The organism is Pseudomonas sp. GW821-FHT07E12 (assembly GCF_058986605.1).
In genome coordinates, this window is sequence record NZ_JBYSVX010000001.1 from 149,366 (window position 1) to 167,747 (window position 18,382).

General features: G+C 66.0%; 15 protein-coding genes. 12 read left to right on the forward strand and 3 right to left on the reverse strand.

Annotated elements, in window-relative coordinates:
• The first annotated feature begins 100 nt into the window (after positions 1-100).
• The 4 genes from trxB to infA all read left to right on the forward strand — a co-directional run bounded on the left by trxB (position 101) and on the right by infA (position 3,328).
• Positions 101-1,054 carry a thioredoxin-disulfide reductase gene (trxB, locus tag AC3WJE_RS00670; RefSeq protein WP_493728838.1) on the forward strand — a complete coding sequence of 318 codons (954 nt, stop codon included), beginning with the start codon at positions 101-103 and terminating at the stop codon, positions 1,052-1,054.
• Positions 1,055-1,108: 54 nt separating this feature from the next.
• Positions 1,109-2,239: a GNAT family N-acetyltransferase gene (locus tag AC3WJE_RS00675; RefSeq protein ID WP_493728839.1), complete on the forward strand. Its 1,131-nt coding sequence runs from the start codon at positions 1,109-1,111 to the stop codon at positions 2,237-2,239.
• A 34-nt stretch (positions 2,240-2,273) separates the two neighbouring features.
• A complete protein-coding gene (gene aat, locus AC3WJE_RS00680) occupies positions 2,274-3,023 on the forward strand; it encodes a leucyl/phenylalanyl-tRNA--protein transferase (RefSeq protein ID WP_493728840.1) in 750 nt (249 codons plus the stop codon).
• An 86-nt stretch (positions 3,024-3,109) separates the two neighbouring features.
• Positions 3,110-3,328: a translation initiation factor IF-1 gene (infA, locus tag AC3WJE_RS00685; protein WP_004425677.1), complete on the forward strand. Its 219-nt coding sequence runs from the start codon at positions 3,110-3,112 to the stop codon at positions 3,326-3,328.
• A gap of 160 nt (positions 3,329-3,488) precedes the next feature.
• Here infA and clpA read toward each other — a convergent pair whose 3' ends face one another.
• The gene (gene clpA / locus AC3WJE_RS00690) at positions 3,489-5,771 is read right to left on the reverse strand and encodes an ATP-dependent Clp protease ATP-binding subunit ClpA (RefSeq protein WP_493728841.1); all 2,283 of its coding nucleotides are present in this window, start codon (positions 5,769-5,771) and stop codon (positions 3,489-3,491) included.
• Positions 5,772-5,966: 195 nt separating this feature from the next.
• Complete coding sequence (clpS, locus tag AC3WJE_RS00695; RefSeq protein WP_493728842.1) at positions 5,967-6,287, reverse strand: ATP-dependent Clp protease adapter ClpS; 321 nt, start codon at positions 6,285-6,287, stop codon at positions 5,967-5,969.
• Between the two features lie 89 nt (positions 6,288-6,376).
• Here clpS and AC3WJE_RS00700 point away from each other — a divergent pair, with 89 nt between their 5' ends.
• The 6 genes from AC3WJE_RS00700 to AC3WJE_RS00725 all read left to right on the forward strand — a co-directional run bounded on the left by AC3WJE_RS00700 (position 6,377) and on the right by AC3WJE_RS00725 (position 11,030).
• Entirely contained in the window at positions 6,377-6,865 is a 489-nt protein-coding gene (locus AC3WJE_RS00700) for a hypothetical protein (protein ID WP_493728843.1), read from the forward strand.
• Positions 6,865-7,323, forward strand: coding sequence for an NUDIX hydrolase (locus AC3WJE_RS00705; RefSeq protein ID WP_493728844.1), 459 nt, complete (start codon positions 6,865-6,867; stop codon positions 7,321-7,323). The genes AC3WJE_RS00700 and AC3WJE_RS00705 overlap by 1 nt, the downstream gene beginning before the upstream one ends.
• A 2-nt stretch (positions 7,324-7,325) precedes the next feature.
• Positions 7,326-8,489: a tRNA 2-thiouridine(34) synthase MnmA gene (gene mnmA, locus AC3WJE_RS00710; RefSeq protein WP_493729018.1), complete on the forward strand. Its 1,164-nt coding sequence runs from the start codon at positions 7,326-7,328 to the stop codon at positions 8,487-8,489.
• A 168-nt stretch (positions 8,490-8,657) separates the two neighbouring features.
• Positions 8,658-9,272: a high frequency lysogenization protein HflD gene (gene hflD / locus AC3WJE_RS00715; RefSeq protein ID WP_493728845.1), complete on the forward strand. Its 615-nt coding sequence runs from the start codon at positions 8,658-8,660 to the stop codon at positions 9,270-9,272.
• Positions 9,273-9,949: 677 nt separating this feature from the next.
• Positions 9,950-10,693 (forward strand): methyl-accepting chemotaxis protein, encoded by a 744-nt coding sequence (locus AC3WJE_RS00720; protein WP_493729019.1) that lies wholly within the window; start codon positions 9,950-9,952, stop codon positions 10,691-10,693.
• 91 nt (positions 10,694-10,784) lie between these two features.
• On the forward strand, positions 10,785-11,030 hold the full coding sequence (locus AC3WJE_RS00725; protein ID WP_493728846.1) for a hypothetical protein: 246 nt from the start codon (positions 10,785-10,787) through the stop codon (positions 11,028-11,030).
• A 210-nt stretch (positions 11,031-11,240) separates the two neighbouring features.
• Here AC3WJE_RS00725 and AC3WJE_RS00730 read toward each other — a convergent pair whose 3' ends face one another.
• A complete protein-coding gene (locus tag AC3WJE_RS00730) occupies positions 11,241-14,000 on the reverse strand; it encodes a bifunctional diguanylate cyclase/phosphodiesterase (protein ID WP_493728847.1) in 2,760 nt (919 codons plus the stop codon).
• A 313-nt stretch (positions 14,001-14,313) separates the two neighbouring features.
• On the opposite strand from AC3WJE_RS00730, the gene AC3WJE_RS00735 reads away from it, so the two are divergent.
• Both AC3WJE_RS00735 and AC3WJE_RS00740 read left to right on the forward strand, forming a co-directional pair.
• Entirely contained in the window at positions 14,314-16,386 is a 2,073-nt protein-coding gene (locus tag AC3WJE_RS00735) for a PAS domain S-box protein (protein ID WP_493728848.1), read from the forward strand.
• Positions 16,387-16,391: 5 nt separating this feature from the next.
• Positions 16,392-18,116 (forward strand): EAL domain-containing protein, encoded by a 1,725-nt coding sequence (locus AC3WJE_RS00740; protein ID WP_493728849.1) that lies wholly within the window; start codon positions 16,392-16,394, stop codon positions 18,114-18,116.
• The last annotated feature ends 266 nt before the right edge of the window (positions 18,117-18,382 follow it).

An 18,382-nucleotide genomic window follows, 5' to 3' on the forward strand; every position in this document is an offset into this window, starting at 1 on the left:
TTCGCCTTGATTCACCCGGAGGCGGCATCCACTCTATGCGGCTTACCGCCCGCTGCAGCGTCCGCGCCGCGCCGGTCCATCCTGCCTTTCGCGAGTTTACATGAGCACCTCCAAGCACTCCCGCCTGCTGATCCTCGGTTCCGGCCCCGCCGGCTGGACCGCCGCCGTCTACGCCGCGCGCGCCAACCTCAAGCCGGTGGTGATCACCGGCCTGCAGCAGGGCGGCCAGCTGATGACCACCACCGAGGTCGAGAACTGGCCCGGCGGCCCGCACGATCTGCAGGGGCCGCAGCTGATGACGCAGTTGCAGGAGCATGCCGAGCGCTTCGAGACCGAGGTGATCTTCGATCACATCCATACCGCCGACCTGTCGCAGCGTCCGTTCAAGCTGGTCGGCGACAGTGCCGAGTACACCGCCGATGCGCTGATCATCGCCACCGGCGCCTCCGCCAAATACCTGGGCATCGAGTCGGAAGAGAAGTTCAAGGGGCGCGGCGTTTCCGCCTGTGCGACCTGCGACGGCTTCTTCTACCGCGACCAGGACGTGGTGGTGGTCGGCGGCGGCAACACCGCGGTCGAGGAAGCGCTGTACCTGACCAACATCGCCCGCAAGGTGTACCTGGTGCACCGGCGCGACAGCCTGCGCGCTGAGAAGATCCTGCAGGACCGGCTGAACGCCAAGGCCGCGGCCGGCAAGGTCGAGTTCGTCTGGCACCACGCCGTCGAGGAAGTGCTGGGCAATGAGGCCGGTGTGACCGGCGTGCGGGTGAAGTCCGTGCTCGACGGCAGCACCCGCGACATCGACGCGCATGGCTTCTTCGTCGCGATCGGCCACCACCCGAACACCACGTTGTTCGATGGTCAGCTGGCGATGAACAACGGCTACCTCGAGATCCGTTCCGGCCTGGGCGGCAACGCCACCCAGACCTCGGTGGAAGGCGTGTTCGCCGCCGGTGACGTCGCCGACCAGCATTACCGCCAGGCGATCACCTCGGCCGGCTTCGGCTGCATGGCTGCGCTGGACGCCGAGCGCTTCCTGGATCAAGCCGGCTGACGTTGTCTGCCCGCCATTCCTGCAATGGCGGGCATGGCGGCACCGGGATCCCGAATGCCAGACCTCCGTGTCGTCCGCACTCTTGCCGAACTCCCGGCCGCCGCGTGGGACGCCCTGCACGACGGTCGCAATCCGTTCGTTTCCCAAGCGTTCCTGGCCGGATTGGAGGAGCGTGGTTGCCTGCGTCCGGACTGGGGTTGGCAGCCCCGGCATCTGACCTTGTGGGACGGCGATGCGCTGGTGGCCGCCGCACCGGGCTACCTGAAGACCAATTCGCATGGCGAATTCGTGTTCGACCATGCCTGGGCCAACGCCTATGCCCATCACCGGCAGGACTACTACCCCAAGTGGCTGTGCGGCGTGCCGTACTCGCCAGTCACCGGGCCGCGGCTGCTGGCACGCGACGCATCGGCGCGCGTAGGGCTGCTGGCAGCCATGCGGGAGTTGGTCGAGCGTGAGCAGCTTTCTTCCGCCCACGTGAACTTCCACGCGGCATCCGAGGATGCCGCCTTCAGTGACGACTGGCTGCTGCGTCAGGACATCCAGTATCACTGGCGCAATCCCGGCGACTGGAGCGACTTCGAGTCCTTCCTCGCCGCGATGGACCACAAGCATCGCAAGAACATCCGCCAGGAGCGTGCCCGGGTGCAGCGCTCCGGCATCGGCTTCCGCGTCGTCCATGGCGACGAGGCGAGCGAGCGCGATCTGGAGACGATGTTCGGCTTCTATCTGAAAACCTTCCACGAGTACGGCAATTCGCCCGCGCTCACGTTGGAATTCCTGCGTCACCTCGCCAGATCGATGCCACGCCAGGTAGTGATGTTCCTCGCCGAGCGCGAGGGCGAGCCGCTGGCTGGCGCGTTGTGTCTGCGCGGCGCGGACACCCTCTACGGCCGTTACTGGGGCGGCCAGCCTTTGCCCGGTCTGCATTTCGAGACCTGCTACTACCAGGGCATCGAATACTGCCTGCGCGAGGGGCTGGCCCGGTTCGAGCCCGGCGCCCAAGGCGAGCACAAGCTCGCCCGTGGTTTTCTGCCCGCCATCGTGCGCAGCCGGCATTGGATCGCCGATCCCGGTTTCCGTGTCCCCCTGGCCGAGTGGTGTCGCGAGGAACGCATGGCGATCGCGCGTTATGCGCAGGGCTTGGCGGCGCATTCGCCGTTCAAGTCGCCGGACGCATCCTGATCGCAGGAGCGACGCGGGGAGGATAATGCCGCGCATGCGTCCCGCCCGCCCCTACCTGCTTCCGGCCTCGGCCGATGCGCCGTTTCCGCCGGCGGAAGACGCATTGATACAGCCCGACGGCTTGTTGGCCGTCGGCGGCGACCTGGCCCCGCAACGCCTGCTCAACGCCTATGCGGGCGGCATCTTCCCGTGGTTCTCGGAGGGCGAGCCGATCCTGTGGTGGTCGCCGGACCCACGCACGGTATTCCGTACCGATGGGGTGCGGCTGTCGTCGAAGTTCCGTCGCGGATTGCGCCACAGCGACTGGCGCGTATGCGCCGATACCCGCTTCGCGGCGGTCATCGATGCCTGCGCCGACACGCCCAGGTCCGGCCAGGACAGTACCTGGATCACCGCGGAGATGCGCGATGCCTATCTGGCGCTGCACCGGCTCGGGTATGCGCATTCCGTGGAAGTTCTCGACGGCGACGAGCTGGTCGGAGGCCTCTACGGGGTCGCGATCGGACGCGCCTTCTTCGGCGAAAGCATGTTCAGTGGCCGCAGCGGCGGCTCCAAGGTGGCGCTGGGCGCCCTCGCCCATCGGCTGCGGGAATGGAGCTGGCCGTTGATCGATGCCCAGGTGGAGAACCCGCACCTGCTCAGTCTCGGCGCCGAATCGTGGCCACGCGAGCGCTTTCTGGCCGGCATCCGCGAGCTGGTAGACCAGCCTGAGACACCTGGCTCCTGGGTGGACCGCTTCGGTGAATTACCCGCCGCGGCACTCGCCCATTCCCTGGTCGGTTAACACAAACTTTGCACCTGGCGGCATCGAGGCGTAAAATTGTTTTTTCATATCGGGCCCTTCTGGCCCCCTGCCACACACAGGACTACATGTCGAAAGACGATTCCATCGAATTCGAGGGCACTGTCAGCGAGACGCTGCCCAACACCACTTTCCGGGTCAAGCTGGAGAACGGCCACGAGATCATCGCTCACATCTCCGGCCGTATGCGCAAGAACTACATCCGTATCCTCACGGGTGACCGGGTAAAGGTCGAAATGACCCCGTACGACCTGACCAAGGGTCGTATCACCTACCGCATGAAGTAAGCGCGCATCGCTGCGCGAACAGGTAGAGCGGAGCTTGCTTCGTTGAAGCCTTCCTGATGAAGCCCTAGCCGAGCCCCCTCAAGGGGATGCAAGCGCAAGCTCGGCTCTATGCCTCCGAAGGACAAAAACCTCCACGCCCGTGGAGGTTTTCGCGTGCCCGTCATTCCACCGTGGCCGGCAGCAACCGCTCCGGTTCGGCCTGGGCCTCGACCACCAGCTCGTCGTCCTTGACGTCGATGCTGACCTTGCCGCCATTGATCAGCTTGCCGAACAGCAGTTCGTCGGCCAGCGGGCGCTTGACCTTGTCCTGGATCAGGCGGGCCATCGGGCGGGCGCCCATCAGCGGATCGAAGCCGTGGTGGGCCAGCCAGTCGCGCGCGGTCGGTGTGGCCGACAGGCTGACGTGCTTCTCCTGCAGCAGCGCTTCCAGCTCGATCAGGAACTTGTCCACGACCCGCAGGATGTGTTCGAAGCCCAGCGCCTGGAACTGCACGGTCGCATCGAGACGATTGCGGAACTCCGGGGTGAAGCTCTTGCGGATCACCTCCATCGCATCGGTGCTGTGGTCCTGGTGGGTGAAGCCGATGGTGCGACGCGAGGCCTGGGTGGCGCCGGCGTTCGTGGTCATCACGATGATCACGTTCTTGAAGTTCGCCTCGCGCCCGTTGGTATCGGTCAGCACGCCGCGGTCCATCACCTGCAACAGGATGTTGAAGATGTCCGGATGGGCCTTTTCGACCTCGTCCAGCAGCAGCACGCAGTGCGGAGTCTTGACGATCTTCTCGGTCAGCAGGCCGCCCTGGTCGAAGCCGACGTAGCCCGGAGGGGCGCCGATCAGGCGGCTCACCGAATGCGGCTCCATGTACTCGGACATGTCGAAGCGCACCAGCTCGATGCCCAACTGCAGCGCCAGCTGCTTGGTCACCTCGGTCTTGCCGACGCCGGTCGGGCCGGCGAACAGGAAGTTGCCGATCGGCTTCTCCGGGTTGCCCAGGCCGCTGCGCGCCAGCTTGATCGCCGAGGCCAGCGTCTCGATCGCCGGATCCTGGCCGAAGATCACCATTTTGAGGTTGCGCTCAAGGTGCTGCAGTACGTCCTTGTCGGTCGCGCTGACCTGCTTGGCCGGGATCCGCGCCATCTTGGCGATGATCACCTCGATCTCCTCGATGTCGATCAGCTCCTTGCGCTGGCCTTCCGGCAGCAGCCGCTGGCGTGCGCCGGCCTCGTCGATGACGTCGATGGCCTTGTCCGGCAGTAGCCGGTCGGCGATGTGCTTGACCGACAGGTCCACCGCCGCCTGCAGCGCGTCATCGGCATAGGTCACGCCGTGGTGCGCCTCGTAGCGGGGCTTCAGGCCCTGCAGGATCTGGTAGGTCTCACCGACCGTCGGCTCGACGATGTCGATCTTCTGGAAGCGCCGCGCCAGCGCCCGGTCCTTCTCGAAGATGCCGCGGTATTCCTGGAAGGTGGTCGAGCCGATGCAGCGCAGCTCGCCCGAGGCCAGTGCCGGCTTGATCAGGTTGGAGGCGTCCATCGTGCCGCCCGAGGCCGAGCCGGCACCGATGATGGTGTGGATCTCGTCGATGAACAGCACCGCATTCGGCACCTTCTTCAGCGCGGTCAGCACGCCCTTCAGGCGCTTCTCGAAGTCGCCGCGGTACTTGGTGCCGGCCACCAGCGCGCCCAGGTCGAGCGAGTAGATCACCGCGTCGGCCAGCACCTCGGGCACGCTGCCCTCGACGATGCGCTTGGCCAGGCCTTCGGCGATCGCGGTCTTGCCGACGCCGGCCTCGCCCACGTACAGCGGGTTGTTCTTGCGGCGGCGGCACAGCACCTGGATGGTGCGCTCGATCTCATCGGCGCGCCCGACCAGCGGGTCGATCCGTCCGGCGCGGGCCTGCTCGTTGAGGTTGGCGGCAAACTCGGCCAGGGCATCGCCCTTGCCTTCGCTCTCGCCACCTTCGGCCTTGCCCTCGCCTTCGCTGGAGGCCTGGCCCTCGCCTTCCTCGCCCAGCTTGGCGATCCCGTGCGAGATGTAGTTGACGATGTCCAGGCGGGTGATGTCCTGCTGGTTCAGGAAATACACCGCGTGCGAGTCCTTCTCGCCGAAGATCGCCACCAGCACGTTGGCGCCTGTGACCTCCTTCTTGCCGGAGGACTGGACGTGGTAGACCGCGCGTTGCAGCACGCGCTGGAAGCCCAGCGTCGGCTGGGTATCGCGACCGTCGTCCTCGGGCAGGCGCGAGACCGAGGCCTCGATGGCTTGTTCGAGGTCGTTGTGCAGCCGCGTCGAATCGGCGCCACAGGCCTTCAGCACGGCCTGGGCCGAGGGGTTGTCGAGCAATGCCAGCAGCAGGTGCTCGACCGTCATGAACTCATGACGAGCCTCGCGTGCCCGCTTGTAGCACTGGCCGATGGTTTGCTCGAGGTCTTTGCTGAACATGGGGAACTCCGACGGCAGTTGCCAACAATATGCGGCTTCGGCGGGAATTTTCCACAACCCTATCGGATTGGCATGTTCACGCCGCGTTAGGGCGCAGCGAGCGGTTACGGCCTCGTCGCGCGGGCGGCTCGGGGCGCTGTGGGTCTTGGTCCCGCGTTGGCGGAGTGACAGTGTTGCGGTGGCGGGACAATCGAATCAGGCCTGTTCCATCGTGCACAGCAGCGGGTGCTGGTTGATCCGGGAGAACTCGTTGACCTGGGCCACCTTGGTCTCGGCGACCTCACGGGTAAACACCCCGCAGACGCCGCGACCGCGGGTGTGGACGTGCAGCATCACCTGGGTGGCCTTTTCCAGGTCCATCGAGAAGAACTGCTGCAGGACGGTCACGACGAAGTCCATCGGCGTGTAGTCGTCGTTGAGAAGGAGGACCTGGTAGCGCGGCGGTGGGGCGATCTCCGGCTTGCCGGGTTCCACCACGAGGCCGTGGTCGTGTTCGTGGGCGGTCTTGCGATGCATGCCGCAATTATAGGGGGCATGCCTGGCGTCATTGGACGATTCACCGCATGGGCCGCACAATTCCCGGCCTTGTCATTCTTTTGTCGGCCATGATCCCTGTTCGTTCCCTCGTGTTGCTGCTGGCTGCGGCCACACCTGCCCTCGCCTCGGCTGCCTCGGCGGATGCGGCATTGGGTACGCAATTGCAGCGGTTGGGTTACGAGGCGGTCGCCGACGACAACGGCGATTACCGCATTCTGTTCGGGCTGGGGAAGGATGCTCAGGGACACGAGCGCAACCAGTACACCTATGTGCGTTCGGCGGTAGAGAACTACGGCAGCGTGAAGGTGCGCGAGATCTGGTCGGTCGCCTATGAGGGCACGCAGCCCGAGTTGCCGGCGAAGATCGCCAACCGCCTGCTCGCCGATGCTTCCGAAAGCATCCTCGGTGGCTGGGTCAATCAGGGCGGCACCGCGGCGTTCGTGGTCAAGCTGGCGCCGGACGTGGACGACCAGGTGCTGGCCGACGCGATCGAGGCGACGACCCGCTCGGCCGATGCGATGGAAGCCGAACTGACGCCCGGCAAGGACCAGTTCTGATGGCGGTCGTGGACGATCGCTGGTCGCCCGACGTCACCGTGGCCACCGTGGTGATGCGCGATGGACGGCTGCTGTTCGTCGAGGAGTCGATCGCCGGCAGCCTGGTGATCAACCAGCCGGCCGGTCACCTGGAGCCGGGTGAGAGCCTCGAACAGGCCGCCGTGCGCGAAACACTGGAGGAGACCGGCTGGACGGTGCGTTGCACGCATTTCATCGGCAGTTATCTGTGGACCGCCGCGAACGGCCGCTGCTTCCTGCGTTTCGCCTATGCGGCCGAGCCGTTGTCGCATGATCCGGAGCGGGTGCTGGATGCCGGCATCGTGCGGGCACTGTGGATGACACCGGCCGAGCTGGTGGCGGCGGAGTCGCGGTTGCGCAGTCCGCTGGTGCTGCAGGTCGCCCAGGACTGGCTGGCCGGCCAGCGTCATCCGTTGTCGGCAGTGCGGCACGTGCCATGAGCATGCCCAGGATCATGGTCGGGGTGTCCGGGGGCGTGGATTCGTCCGTCGCCGCCCTGCGCCTGGTCCAGCAAGGTGCGTCCGTTGCGGGTCTGTTCATGCAGAACTGGGAGGACGACGATGCGCAGGACAGCGCGAGTGTCGCCGAAGGCAGGAAGCCGAAGGCGGCCGGCAGTGGCGATTGCCGGGCCGAGGATGATCGCCGCGATGCGGTCGCGGTCTGCGGTCTGCTCGGTATCCCGTTTCATTTCCGCAATTTCTCCGGCGAGTACTGGGCCGGGGTGTTCGAACACTTCCTGGCCGAGTACGCGGCCGGTCGCACCCCCAATCCCGACGTGCTGTGCAACCGCGAGGTGAAGTTCAAGCACTTCCTGGATGCTGCCCGCGAACTGGGGGCCGAGCGCATCGCGACGGGTCACTATGCGCAGGTGGCGCATGCCGACGGGCACTGGAAACTGCTGCGCGGTGCCGACCGGAGCAAGGATCAGAGCTATTTCCTGCACCAGCTCGGCCAGGAACAACTGGCTGCGACGCTGTTCCCGATCGGCGAGATGGAGAAGACCGACCTGCGCCGGATCGCCCGCGAGGCTGGCCTGCCGACCCATGCGAAGAAGGACTCCACCGGCATCTGCTTCATCGGCGAGCGTGACTTCCGTGAGTTCCTGGGTCGTTATCTGCCGGCGCGTGCCGGCGAGATCCGTGACCCGCAAGGGCAACGCGTCGCCGAACATCCCGGCGTGTTCTATTTCACCCTCGGCCAGCGCGAAGGTCTGAACATCGGCGGCGTGCGTGGCCGCCCGGCGGCGCCGTGGTACGTGGTCGGCAAGGACGTGCCCAACAACATTCTTTATGTCGACCAGGACCGCGACAGCCCTTGGCTGCAATCGACCTGGCTGCGCTCTGAAACCGCGCACTGGGTTGCCGGCAGCCCGCCGGCACGACGCTTCGAGTGCACCGCGCAGACCCGCTATCGACAGGCCGACGAGCCGTGCACGGTCGATGTCGAGGATGACGGTACGGTCAGCGTGCGCTTCCCGCGCCCGCAACGGGCGGTCACCCCTGGCCAGTCGCTGGTCCTGTATGACGGCCCGGTGTGCCTGGGCGGTGCGGTGATCGCCACCACCGATGCGCCGCTGGAGCGGCAGCTGGCCGGTTCTTTTTTGTGAGTCCCTCACAAAAGCGCGGCACATCCCTGTGCCGGTATCCTTTTTTTGTGAGTCCCTCACAAGAGCACGGCACATCCTTGTGCCGGTATCTTTTTTTGTGAGCCCCTCACATGAGCACCGCACCTCCATGTGCGGGTGTCCTGTTCTGCAAAACGAGGTAAGTGTTCGATGAGTTCACCCATGGACGAGCGTGTACTGGCGCTGGCCGGCCTGGCCCAGGCGTTGCAGCAGGTCCGGCGTATCGCCGAGACCGGACATTCGGAGGCGTCGACGGTACGCACGGCGATGGACAGCGTGTTCCGCATCGATGCCGGCTCGACCGAGACGGTGTACGGCTCGGCCCGGGACGTGGCCTCCGGCCTGCGTCTGCTGCACGACTACTTCAACAACCAGGCACGCGACGAGATCCTGCCCCGGCTGGCGCTGGCGGTGCTGCAATTGGAGCGTCGCTTCGTCAAGGAAACGGCGACCGTGGCCGCGGTGGTGTCCGGCATCGGCGAGACCGCCGGCCGGGCTGCCGAGCTGGGGGACAGCTCGCATCCCGACGTGCTGGCGGCGCTTGGGGCGCTGTACGCGGACACCATCAGCCACCTGCGTCCGCGGGTGATGGTCCAGGGCAACCCGCACTACCTGGGGCAGGCCGGCGTGGTCTCGGAGATCCGCGCCCTGCTGTTGGCCGCGGTGCGCTCGGCGGTGCTGTGGCGGCAGTTGGGCGGCAGCTTGTGGGACTTCCTGTTCGCCAAGCGGGCGATGCTGGCGGCGGTGGAACGGGCGTTGCGCTGACCCGCTGCGCGGGCTTGCCCTCCAAAGTCTGCTGGGCAGACGTAGGGCCCCGGATTCCAAGCCGGCCTATTCCCCCGTGACCTCGCCGCGCGCCCTTGACGAAGGGGGCTTTGCTGCAATTTGGGATGGCGGTGGTGAAGCAGGACATTGGAGCGGAGGAATTGGCAGACGGTTCTAAAGAGCCGTGAGGGACGGCCGATACAGCAACCGTGATTCTGCTGAGAACGCCCATGTATTCACGTCCTTTCATCCGAATGGCTGCACCGCTGGTGCTGACCCTTGTTTTTGCGCTCGCCGACGTTCTGGGGTGGCCGGGTCCCATTCGCTGGGCGCTGCTGGTAACGATGCTCCTGAGCTGGCTGGGATTTGCCGGCTGGAGCGCCTGGTCCCAGGGCCGTCGCAACCCCGACCAGATCCGCGTGCTGCGCGAGCAGGACCAGTTGTTGAACGACCTTCGCAACTTCGTGACCAGCGAGGTTGACGGTTCGCGCTCCGAAGTCGAACGCGCCCGCGAGCTGATCCGCCAGGCCGTCGCCGGCCTGGGCGGCAGCTTCGACGCGATGACCCGCAAATCGCGCCAGCAAAGTCATGCGTTGTCCCGGATCATCGACCGGGCCGGTGAGGACGGTGGCGCCGGTGTCGATGTGGCCCGATTCGCCCAGCACGCCAGTTCGCGCATGGAGCAGTTGGTCGAGGCGCTGGAACAGGTCAGCGGCCAGAGCGTGACCACGGTCAACCATATCGATGAGATGGCGCAGCACCTGGACGGCATCTTCTCGCTGCTGGAGGACGTCAAGTCGATCGCCGACCAGACCAACCTGCTGGCACTGAACGCGGCGATCGAAGCGGCGCGTGCCGGTGAGGCCGGACGCGGTTTCGCGGTGGTCGCCGACGAAGTGCGCAACCTGTCCGAGCGTTCGACCACCTTCAACGAGCAGATCCGCAAGCTGGCGCACAGCTCCAAGGACGCGATCGCCAAGGTCCGCGAGACGGTCTCGCACATGGCTTCGCGCCACCAGGACCGCTCGCGCGAGGCGCGCCATGAGGCGGTCACGATGCTGGACAGCGTCGCCGCGATCAATGCTTCGCTTGGCGAGGGCATGCGCGAGATATCCGAGTGCGCGCGTTCGATCGACACCAGCGTCGCCGAGGCGGTGCGTGCGCTGCAGTTCGAGGACATCGCCACCCAGACCCTGGGCAGCGTGCATACCCATCTGGATCGCCTGTCCGCAATCAATCGTGAAGCCGTGGCACTGCAGGAACTGCTGCACCGTAGCGGCGGTGTGTTCGACAGCGATCTGACCGCGGCCCTGCAGAAGCTGGGCTCGCGCCTGCGCGAGATGCGCAGTGAGTGGGAGCGGCCGCCGCACAAGCCGGTGGCACAGCAGAACCTGGGTGCCGGTACCGTCGAGCTGTTCTGATCCGACGGTCGATCATTGGCGTTGTTCCTGATCAATCCCCTGCCCGTGCGGGGGATTTTTCGGAGATTTCCCCTTCCCCCGAGCTTTCCCCATGAGTTTTGCTCCCCAAGCGCCCGCCGAATCCATCGAGCCAGGTCGCGATGCCGCGCATCACGTCCCGGGATCGGTGCGTCCGGGCAATGGCGGCCTGTCGCCGGCGCTGGAGGCATTGGAGCAACTGGCACGGCGCGAACTGGCGCGGCTGCAAGCGACGCACGCGCCTGAGACGGATGGCGACGAGGTGATGCTGGCCCTGGCGTGGGATCTGGGGCTGGCTGGCGACGAAGTGCTGTCGTAACCGGCGGGTCCGCCTATTCCTTAATCCCGTTTGCGGGATGAGGTGTGTTGCTTGCGAGCCATTGGCTCGCGCACGCTTCCAGGTTGCACCGACCTTGAAGCCTCCCCCATCCGGCGCCTTACGTCACCTTCTCCCACAAGCGGGAGAAAGGAATGATCCGGAACTTCGCCGGGATCGCCTGGAGCGGAATCCCGCCGTGATGCGTCGGCTTCAGCCGCCCGCCAGGCTCAGGCGTCGGCCGAGTCGGCTGCCGACCTCCGCCTCCCGCAGCCATTGCGCCATGTCGCGTGGCACCAGTGGTTTGGAATAGAAATAGCCCTGGATCTCGTCGCAGCCCTGCTGGCGCAGCAGCGAGTCCTCCTGCACCGTCTCCACACCCTCGGCCACGACCTGCATGCCAAGTGCGTGCCCCAGGTGCACGATCGCCTGCGTCACTTCGGCGGTGTTGGCGTCGTCGAGCATGCCGTGCACGAAGGTGCGGTCGATCTTCAGGCGCTGCACCGGGAAGCGGTTGAGGTAGTGCAGGTTGGAAAAACCGGTGCCGAAATCGTCCACCGCCAGCAATACGCCGTTCTGCTCGAACAGTTCGAAGGTGCGGCGCAGCGTGTCGGTGTCGCGGATCAACGCCGATTCGGTCAGCTCAAGTTCCAGCCGTGACGGTGGCCAGCCATTGCTGTTGCAGATTTCCAGTACGCGTTCGGCGAAGCCGCGGTCGCGCAACTGCACGGCCGAGACATTGACCGCGATGCGACTGAAGTTCAGCCCGGCCTGGTCCCACACCACGGCCTGGCGACAGGCTTCGCCCAGTACCCAATCGCCCAGGCGGACGATCTCGCCGCACTCCTCCGCGATCGGAATGAACTCGGCCGGGCTGCACAGGCCGTGGCCGGGGCGATGCCAGCGCATCAGCGCCTCGATCGCCGGCGCCGTGCTCTCGCCGGTACTGACCAACGGTTGGTAGACCAGGGTGAACTCGTCGCGGTCCAGTGCGCCATGCAGCGCATGTTCCAGTTCCAGGCGACGCTGCGCGCGCAGCAGCACGTCCTGGCTGTAGTAGTGGTAGGTGTTGCGCCCGGATTCCTTGGCTGCATACATCGCCGCGTCCGCGGCACGCAGCAGGTTGTCGAAGTCCGGCAGGTTCTCGTCCTGCACCGCGATACCGATGCTGGCGCCGACCTTGAGCGTGATGTGGTCCTTGCGCAGCGGTTCGGCCAGCGCGCTGATCAGCTTGCGCGCGACATGGCCGGCATCCTCGGGCGCGGCCAGGCCGCGCAGCACCACGATGAACTCGTCGTCGCTGAAGCGGCCGAACAGGTCGCTGTTGCGCAGGTTCTGGTGCAGCCGCGTGGCGGCGAGCTTGAGCAGGGTGTCGCCGGTGGCGTGGCCGAAGGAATCGTTGATGCTCTTGAAGCCATCCAGGTCGACCAGCAGCATCGCCAGCGATTCGCCGTCGTCGCGGGCCTCGCGCATCGCCTTCTCGGCCTGCTCGCGCAACAGGAAGCGGTTCGGCAGCCCGGTCAGGCGGTCGTAGTGCGCCAGCAGCTCGATACGCTCGTTGGCCTCGCGTTCGCGGGTGATGTCGCGGAACAAGGCGATGAAGCGTGGCGGCAAGCCATCGCGGCGATCCATCTCGATCAGCACCTGCACCCAGATGCGCTGGCCCGAGCTGCGGTAGAAGCACAGTTCCAGCTGCTCGGGCAGGCCGCCCTCGGCGAGCCGGATCAACGCGCCCTCGAACGCATCGCGCGAGTCCTCGGTGTACAGCGACATTGCCTGGTCGAGGGTGATGGTCTCCTTGCGCAGGCCGTGGATGCGGTAGCACTCCTCGGTCCACTGCATGCGGCGGGTCTCGACCTCGATCTCGCAGCCGCCGATCCGGCCGAGCGCGGAGACGCGGTTGAGCAGTTCGGTGCGCCAGCGGATCAGCGCATCGGTCTGGTGCTGCTCGGTGACGTTCTGGACCTGGCCGGCGATGCGGTTGATGGTGCCGTTGGCATCGAACACCGGTTGTGCCCAGACCCGCAGGTGCCGGACCAGCGGCTGCAGGCCCAGCTCGATTTCGATGTGGACCGGTGTGCCCTCATTGCGGATCCGACGCCAGGCGTTGCGCAACTGGACGCGCGCGGTGGGCGAAAGCAGCCGCAGCAGGTCGCGTCCGCATTCCAGCGGCAGATTGCTCAAGTGGGCCTGCTCGCAGAAATCGGGCGACAGCCAGAACGCGTCCCGCGGCAGATCCCACGACCAGTTGCCCATGCTGGCGATGCGCTGGGCCTCTTCCAGCAGCGCCTGCTGCTCGCGCAACTGTTCTTCGAGCAGCTTCTGCTGGTGGATGTCGGTATGCGTGCCGACCATGCGCAGCGGCTGGCCTTCGGCGGTGCGCGAGACGATCCGGCCGCGATCCAGGATCCAGCGCCACTGGCCATCCTTCTGGCGCAGGCGGAACTCGGCGCTGTAGGTCTCGCTGCGCCCGTCGAGGTGCGCGCGTACCGCTTCGCCGACGCGCGGGTAGTCGTCGGGGTGGATCATGCCCGACAGCGCGGCCAGATTGTGCGGAAGCCTCTGCTCGTCGTAGCCGAGCATGCGCATCCAGCGCTCGGAGCGGTACACCGCGTCGGTGGGAATGTCCCAATCCCACAGGCCGTGTTCGGCGCTGTCCAGGCCGATTTCCCAGCGGCTGGTGCCTTCGGCACCGATCGGCTCGGGTACGCTCAAGGTGTAGGCGATGGTTTCGCCGAGCTCATCGCGCACCGCACGCAGCCAGCCCTCGACCCGGCGCCCTTCGCCGCCGGGCAGCACGCATGGCGTCATGTCGCCGGATTCGGCCAGTTGGCTGCGACAACCCGCCAGCAGGTCGCGATAGGTGCGCAAGGTGGCCGGCAGGCCAAGCGATTGCGCGACGCGGTTCGCCGCCAGCGGCCGCCCGAGCGCGTCCAGCACCACCACCGCTGAGGTCAGGGGGTGTTGGAGCAAGCTTGCAATGACGCCTGAATCCACGCTCGACAGCTCCGAGTGCCATGCCCCCCATTGGGGATCGCAATGGATAACGGCCAGCATCCGGAATAGTTGAGGACCCCGCGAGCGGCCAGATTACCGAGCCGGGGCGGGTCCTGCACTTTGGGATCGGATGCGTCGGCTGGCAGTGATGGGGACCGGGTATTGCGGCCCGAGCGGTCCGCAACGGCAGCACGGCCCACGTGCCTTGGCACATATTTCAAAGTGCATGGCGCGTTCCAGCGGCTAAGATGAGCCACCGGCTGGTTTCCTGGACACGGTCAACGCCCTGATGTCGCTTTCGCCCCTTTCCGCCGTCGTGGCGCAGCCGCTTTCGGCCATACGCCTGCGTACCAGGCTGCTGGGCGGAATCCTGGCGATCGCGGTCGGCTATGGCTTGTTGGTGGGGCTCTGGGTGTGCACGCGGGGCACGCTGCTTGGATCGGGCACTCCGGTTTCCGGCGTCGAGGCGCTGGTGTTCATCCTGCTCACCGCCAGCGGACTCTATCTGGCGCTGTGCTGGCTCGGCGCGCCCCTGTTGCGCGAGCATGCCGAGCTGGCGCGGGCGGAGGCTCTGGCACATGAGCAGTTCCATGCCCTGCCCTGTCCGGCCTGGGTGTATGACCTGGATACGCTGCGGATCCTGGATGCCAATCCGGCCGCGCTGGAATTCTTCGGCGCCTCGCGCCAGGAATTCCTGGAACGGACACTGCACACGCTCTGGCCGGAAACCCAGCTCGAACAGCTGGAAGAACTGATCGCCCGGATCCGCGGCAAGAACGCCGAAGGCTGCGTGATCCTGAACGATCTGCGCACCCGCGACGGCCTGCGCCACGCGGAAATCCGCAGCAGCCAACTCACGCTGCCCTCCGGGCCGGCGCGATTGGTGGTGGCGGTCGACCGCAGCGCCGAACAGGAAGCGCTGCGTCATCGTGCCGAGGCATTGGAACGTCTGCAGGAAGCCCAGTCGATCGCGCGGCTGGGCTCGTGGGAGCTGGATCCGCGTACGCGGCTGGGTGAGTACTCCGACGAGGTCTACCGGATCCTGGGGCGGCCGGAGCCGACCCAGCGACCGCATCGTTTCGAGGATCTGCTGGTCGGCGGCGACATGTCCACCCAGGCACGCATCGATCACCTGCTGGCGGACCTGTACGCGCAGACCCATACCGAGATCGACGTGTTACTGCCGTTGATCGACGGCAGTGGCCACCCCCGGATGATCCATCTGTGTGCCGAGGCCGGCGCCGATGACGCGGGCGCCTCGATGGTGCATGGCACGCTGCAGGACGTGACCGAGCGCGAGCAGTCGCGGCGTCTGCTGCACGAGCGCGAGGAACAGTTCCGCGAACTGGTACGGGTGCTGCCGGACGGCGTGCTGATCCTGTCGGAAGAACGCGTGATGTACGCCAACGCCGCTGCCGCAGGCCAGTTTGGTTTCGAGGGTGAGGCGATCCTGGGCGAACCGCTGCAGGGATTGGTCGCCGCGGCCGATTATCCGCAGGTGTCCCGATTGTTGCGCGGCGACGTGGCCGATGCCACGCCGGCCCCGCATGCGATGTGCCGCCGCGATGCCGCGGTGTTCCACGCTGGGCTGTCGGTGGGATGCGTGCGTTATGGCGGACGCGAATGCCGGTTGCTGGTGGTGCACGATCTCAGCGAGCCGGAACGCATGCGCGATGCGCTGGCCAAGAGCAACGCCGAGCTTCAGGCGATGGCGCGCCGGCTGTTCTCGCTGCAGGAGGACGAACGCCGCGCGATCTCGCGCGACCTGCACGACGACATCGGCCAGGCGATCACCGCGATGAAGTTGTCGGCCTACGCCGCCGTCGACGAGAACGACGAAGTGCGGCGGCGCGAGGACTTGATGGGTGTGGTCGAGTTGGCCGACAGCACGGTGATCAAACTGCGCAACCTGTCGATGCTGCTGCGTCCGCCGCAGCTGGATGCACTCGGCCTGGAGGCCGCGCTGCGCTGGCAGGCCACGATGCTGTTCCGTTCCTCGCAGGTGCGGCTCGAGCTGGACATCGCCCCGCTGCCGCGCCGTCCAGGCAACGAGGTGGAACAGGCCTGTTTCCGCATCGCCCAGGAAAGCCTGACCAACGCGATGCGGCACGCCTGCGCCGGCGAGGTCACGCTTACGTTGCGACCGCAGGGCGAGCAACTGGCGTTGCAGGTCGCCGACGACGGTGATGGCTTCGGTCCGGATGGTCCGCGTGGCCTTGGATTGATCGTGATGCGCGAGCGCGCGCAGACCGCTGGCGGCACCCTGCACATCGATTCGGCCCCCGGCGCCGGCACCCGGGTGTCGCTGCTGCTCCCCTATTCCCGCGCGGGCGATGCCTGCAGCGCCGACAACGGACGTTGAGCACCATGTGGAACTCTGCAATTCCTTCCGGGCTGGATACTCCCAGGCCGCCGCGGCTGGGCTCGGGCAATCCAGAGCTGATGCGACTGGTCGATGCCGCCATCTCCGGCGGAACGGCGCTGGCGTTGATGCACGTGGACATCGACCACTTCGCTTCGATCAACGAGAACATGAGCGTGGAGGTCGGCGACGAGGCGCTGGCGCTGATCGCGCAGCGGCTGCAGGAGCATCTCGGCACGCGTGGGCGGCTGTGGCGCCACGGCAGCGACGAGATGGTGGTCGTGGTCCAGCGCAGCGAAGGCGTGGCCTCGCCCGAGGAGCTGGCCGAGGAAGTGCGCCAGCAGTTGGAACTGCCGCTGTCGGTGTTGCCCTACACGCTGTTCATGACCGGCAAGGTCGGCGTCGCGCTGTGTCCGGAGGACGCCACCCAGCTGTCCACGCTGCTCGATTTCGCCGAGGACGCCTGCTACCAGGCGGGGCGTGAAGGCGGCAACACGGTGCGTGTCTACACCCGCAATCCGGCTTCCAATGCGCATAGCGAAAGCATCATCGCGCGCCAGATCGTCGATGCGATTCCGCATGGCGAGCTGCGTCTGCGCTACCAGCCGCTGGTGAGCGCGCGCGATGGCCGCATCGTCGGCATGGAAGCGCTGCTTCGCTGGCAATCGCCGACGCTGGGCATGCTGGTGCCGGAGCGCTTCATGCGCACCGCCGAGCGGCTCGGCGTGATCGTGCAGATCGGCGAATGGGTGTTGCAGAACTCGATCAAGCAAGCACGTGCCTGGCGCGATCAGGGCTTCGACGATTTCAGCATCGCGGTCAATGTGTCCACGTTGCAGCTGCTGCGCCCGAGCTTCTTCGGCGAGGTGATGGCGATGCTGCAGGCGGCCGGTGTGCCGCCACAGCTGCTGACGCTGGAGATCAACGAAAGCGCGCTGACCAACAACGTCAACTTCGTCCACGAGACGATGGCCAACCTGCGTCATGAAGGCATCAGCCTGAGCCTGGACAACTTCGGCACCGGTGATTCGAGCCTGAGTGCGCTGGTGCGTTATCCGGTGGACCGACTGAAGATCGATCGCAGCTTCATCAAGAGCGCGCCGGCCGGCAGCCGCGAGGCGGCGATCGCGCGCGCGATCATCGCGATGGGCCACCAGCTGGGCATGACGGTGATCGCCAACGGGGTGGAGTCGCAGGCGCAGTTGGGTTTCCTGCGTCGCAACGATTGCGACATCTTCCAGGGTTATCTGTTCGGCGAGCCGATGTCGGCAGAATCGGCCGGCATGGCACTGCGGCGTCGCTACCTGCGACCGGAATCGTTCGCCGAGAGCCGGCCGGATCGCACCTTGCTGTTGCTGGACGACGAGGAGAACGTGCTGCGCTCGCTGGTGCGGTTGTTCCGTCGCGACGGCTACCGGATCCTCGCTGCCGGCAATGTGCGCGATGCGTTCGATCTGCTGGCCACCAACGACGTGCAGGTGATCCTGTCCGACCAGCGCATGTCCGACATGAGCGGTACCGAATTCCTGGGCCGGGTGAAGATGCTCTACCCGGACACGGTGCGGCTGGTGCTGTCGGGCTACACCGACCTGGTCACCGTGACCGAGGCGATCAATCGTGGCGCGATCTACCGCTTCCTGACCAAGCCGTGGAACGACGACGAGCTGCGTGAGCACATCCGGCAGGCGTTTCGCACCCACGATGAGCAGCGGCGTGATGGGCAGGTGTGATGGGGGCCGTGATTCGTGATTCGGGATTGGTGATTTGTAAAAGTCTGTTTCGGCGAGATGGCTTTTGTGGGAGGGACTTCAGTCCCGGCAGGCATTACCGGCCGATTGTCGGGGCTGAAGCCCCTCCCACAAAAAAACACCAGATCGCTTGACAGCCAGAACCTGGCAAAGATGCTTTTCACGAATCACGAATCACGAATCACGAATCACGAATCACGAATCACGAATCACGAATCACGAATCACGAATCACGAATCACGAATACG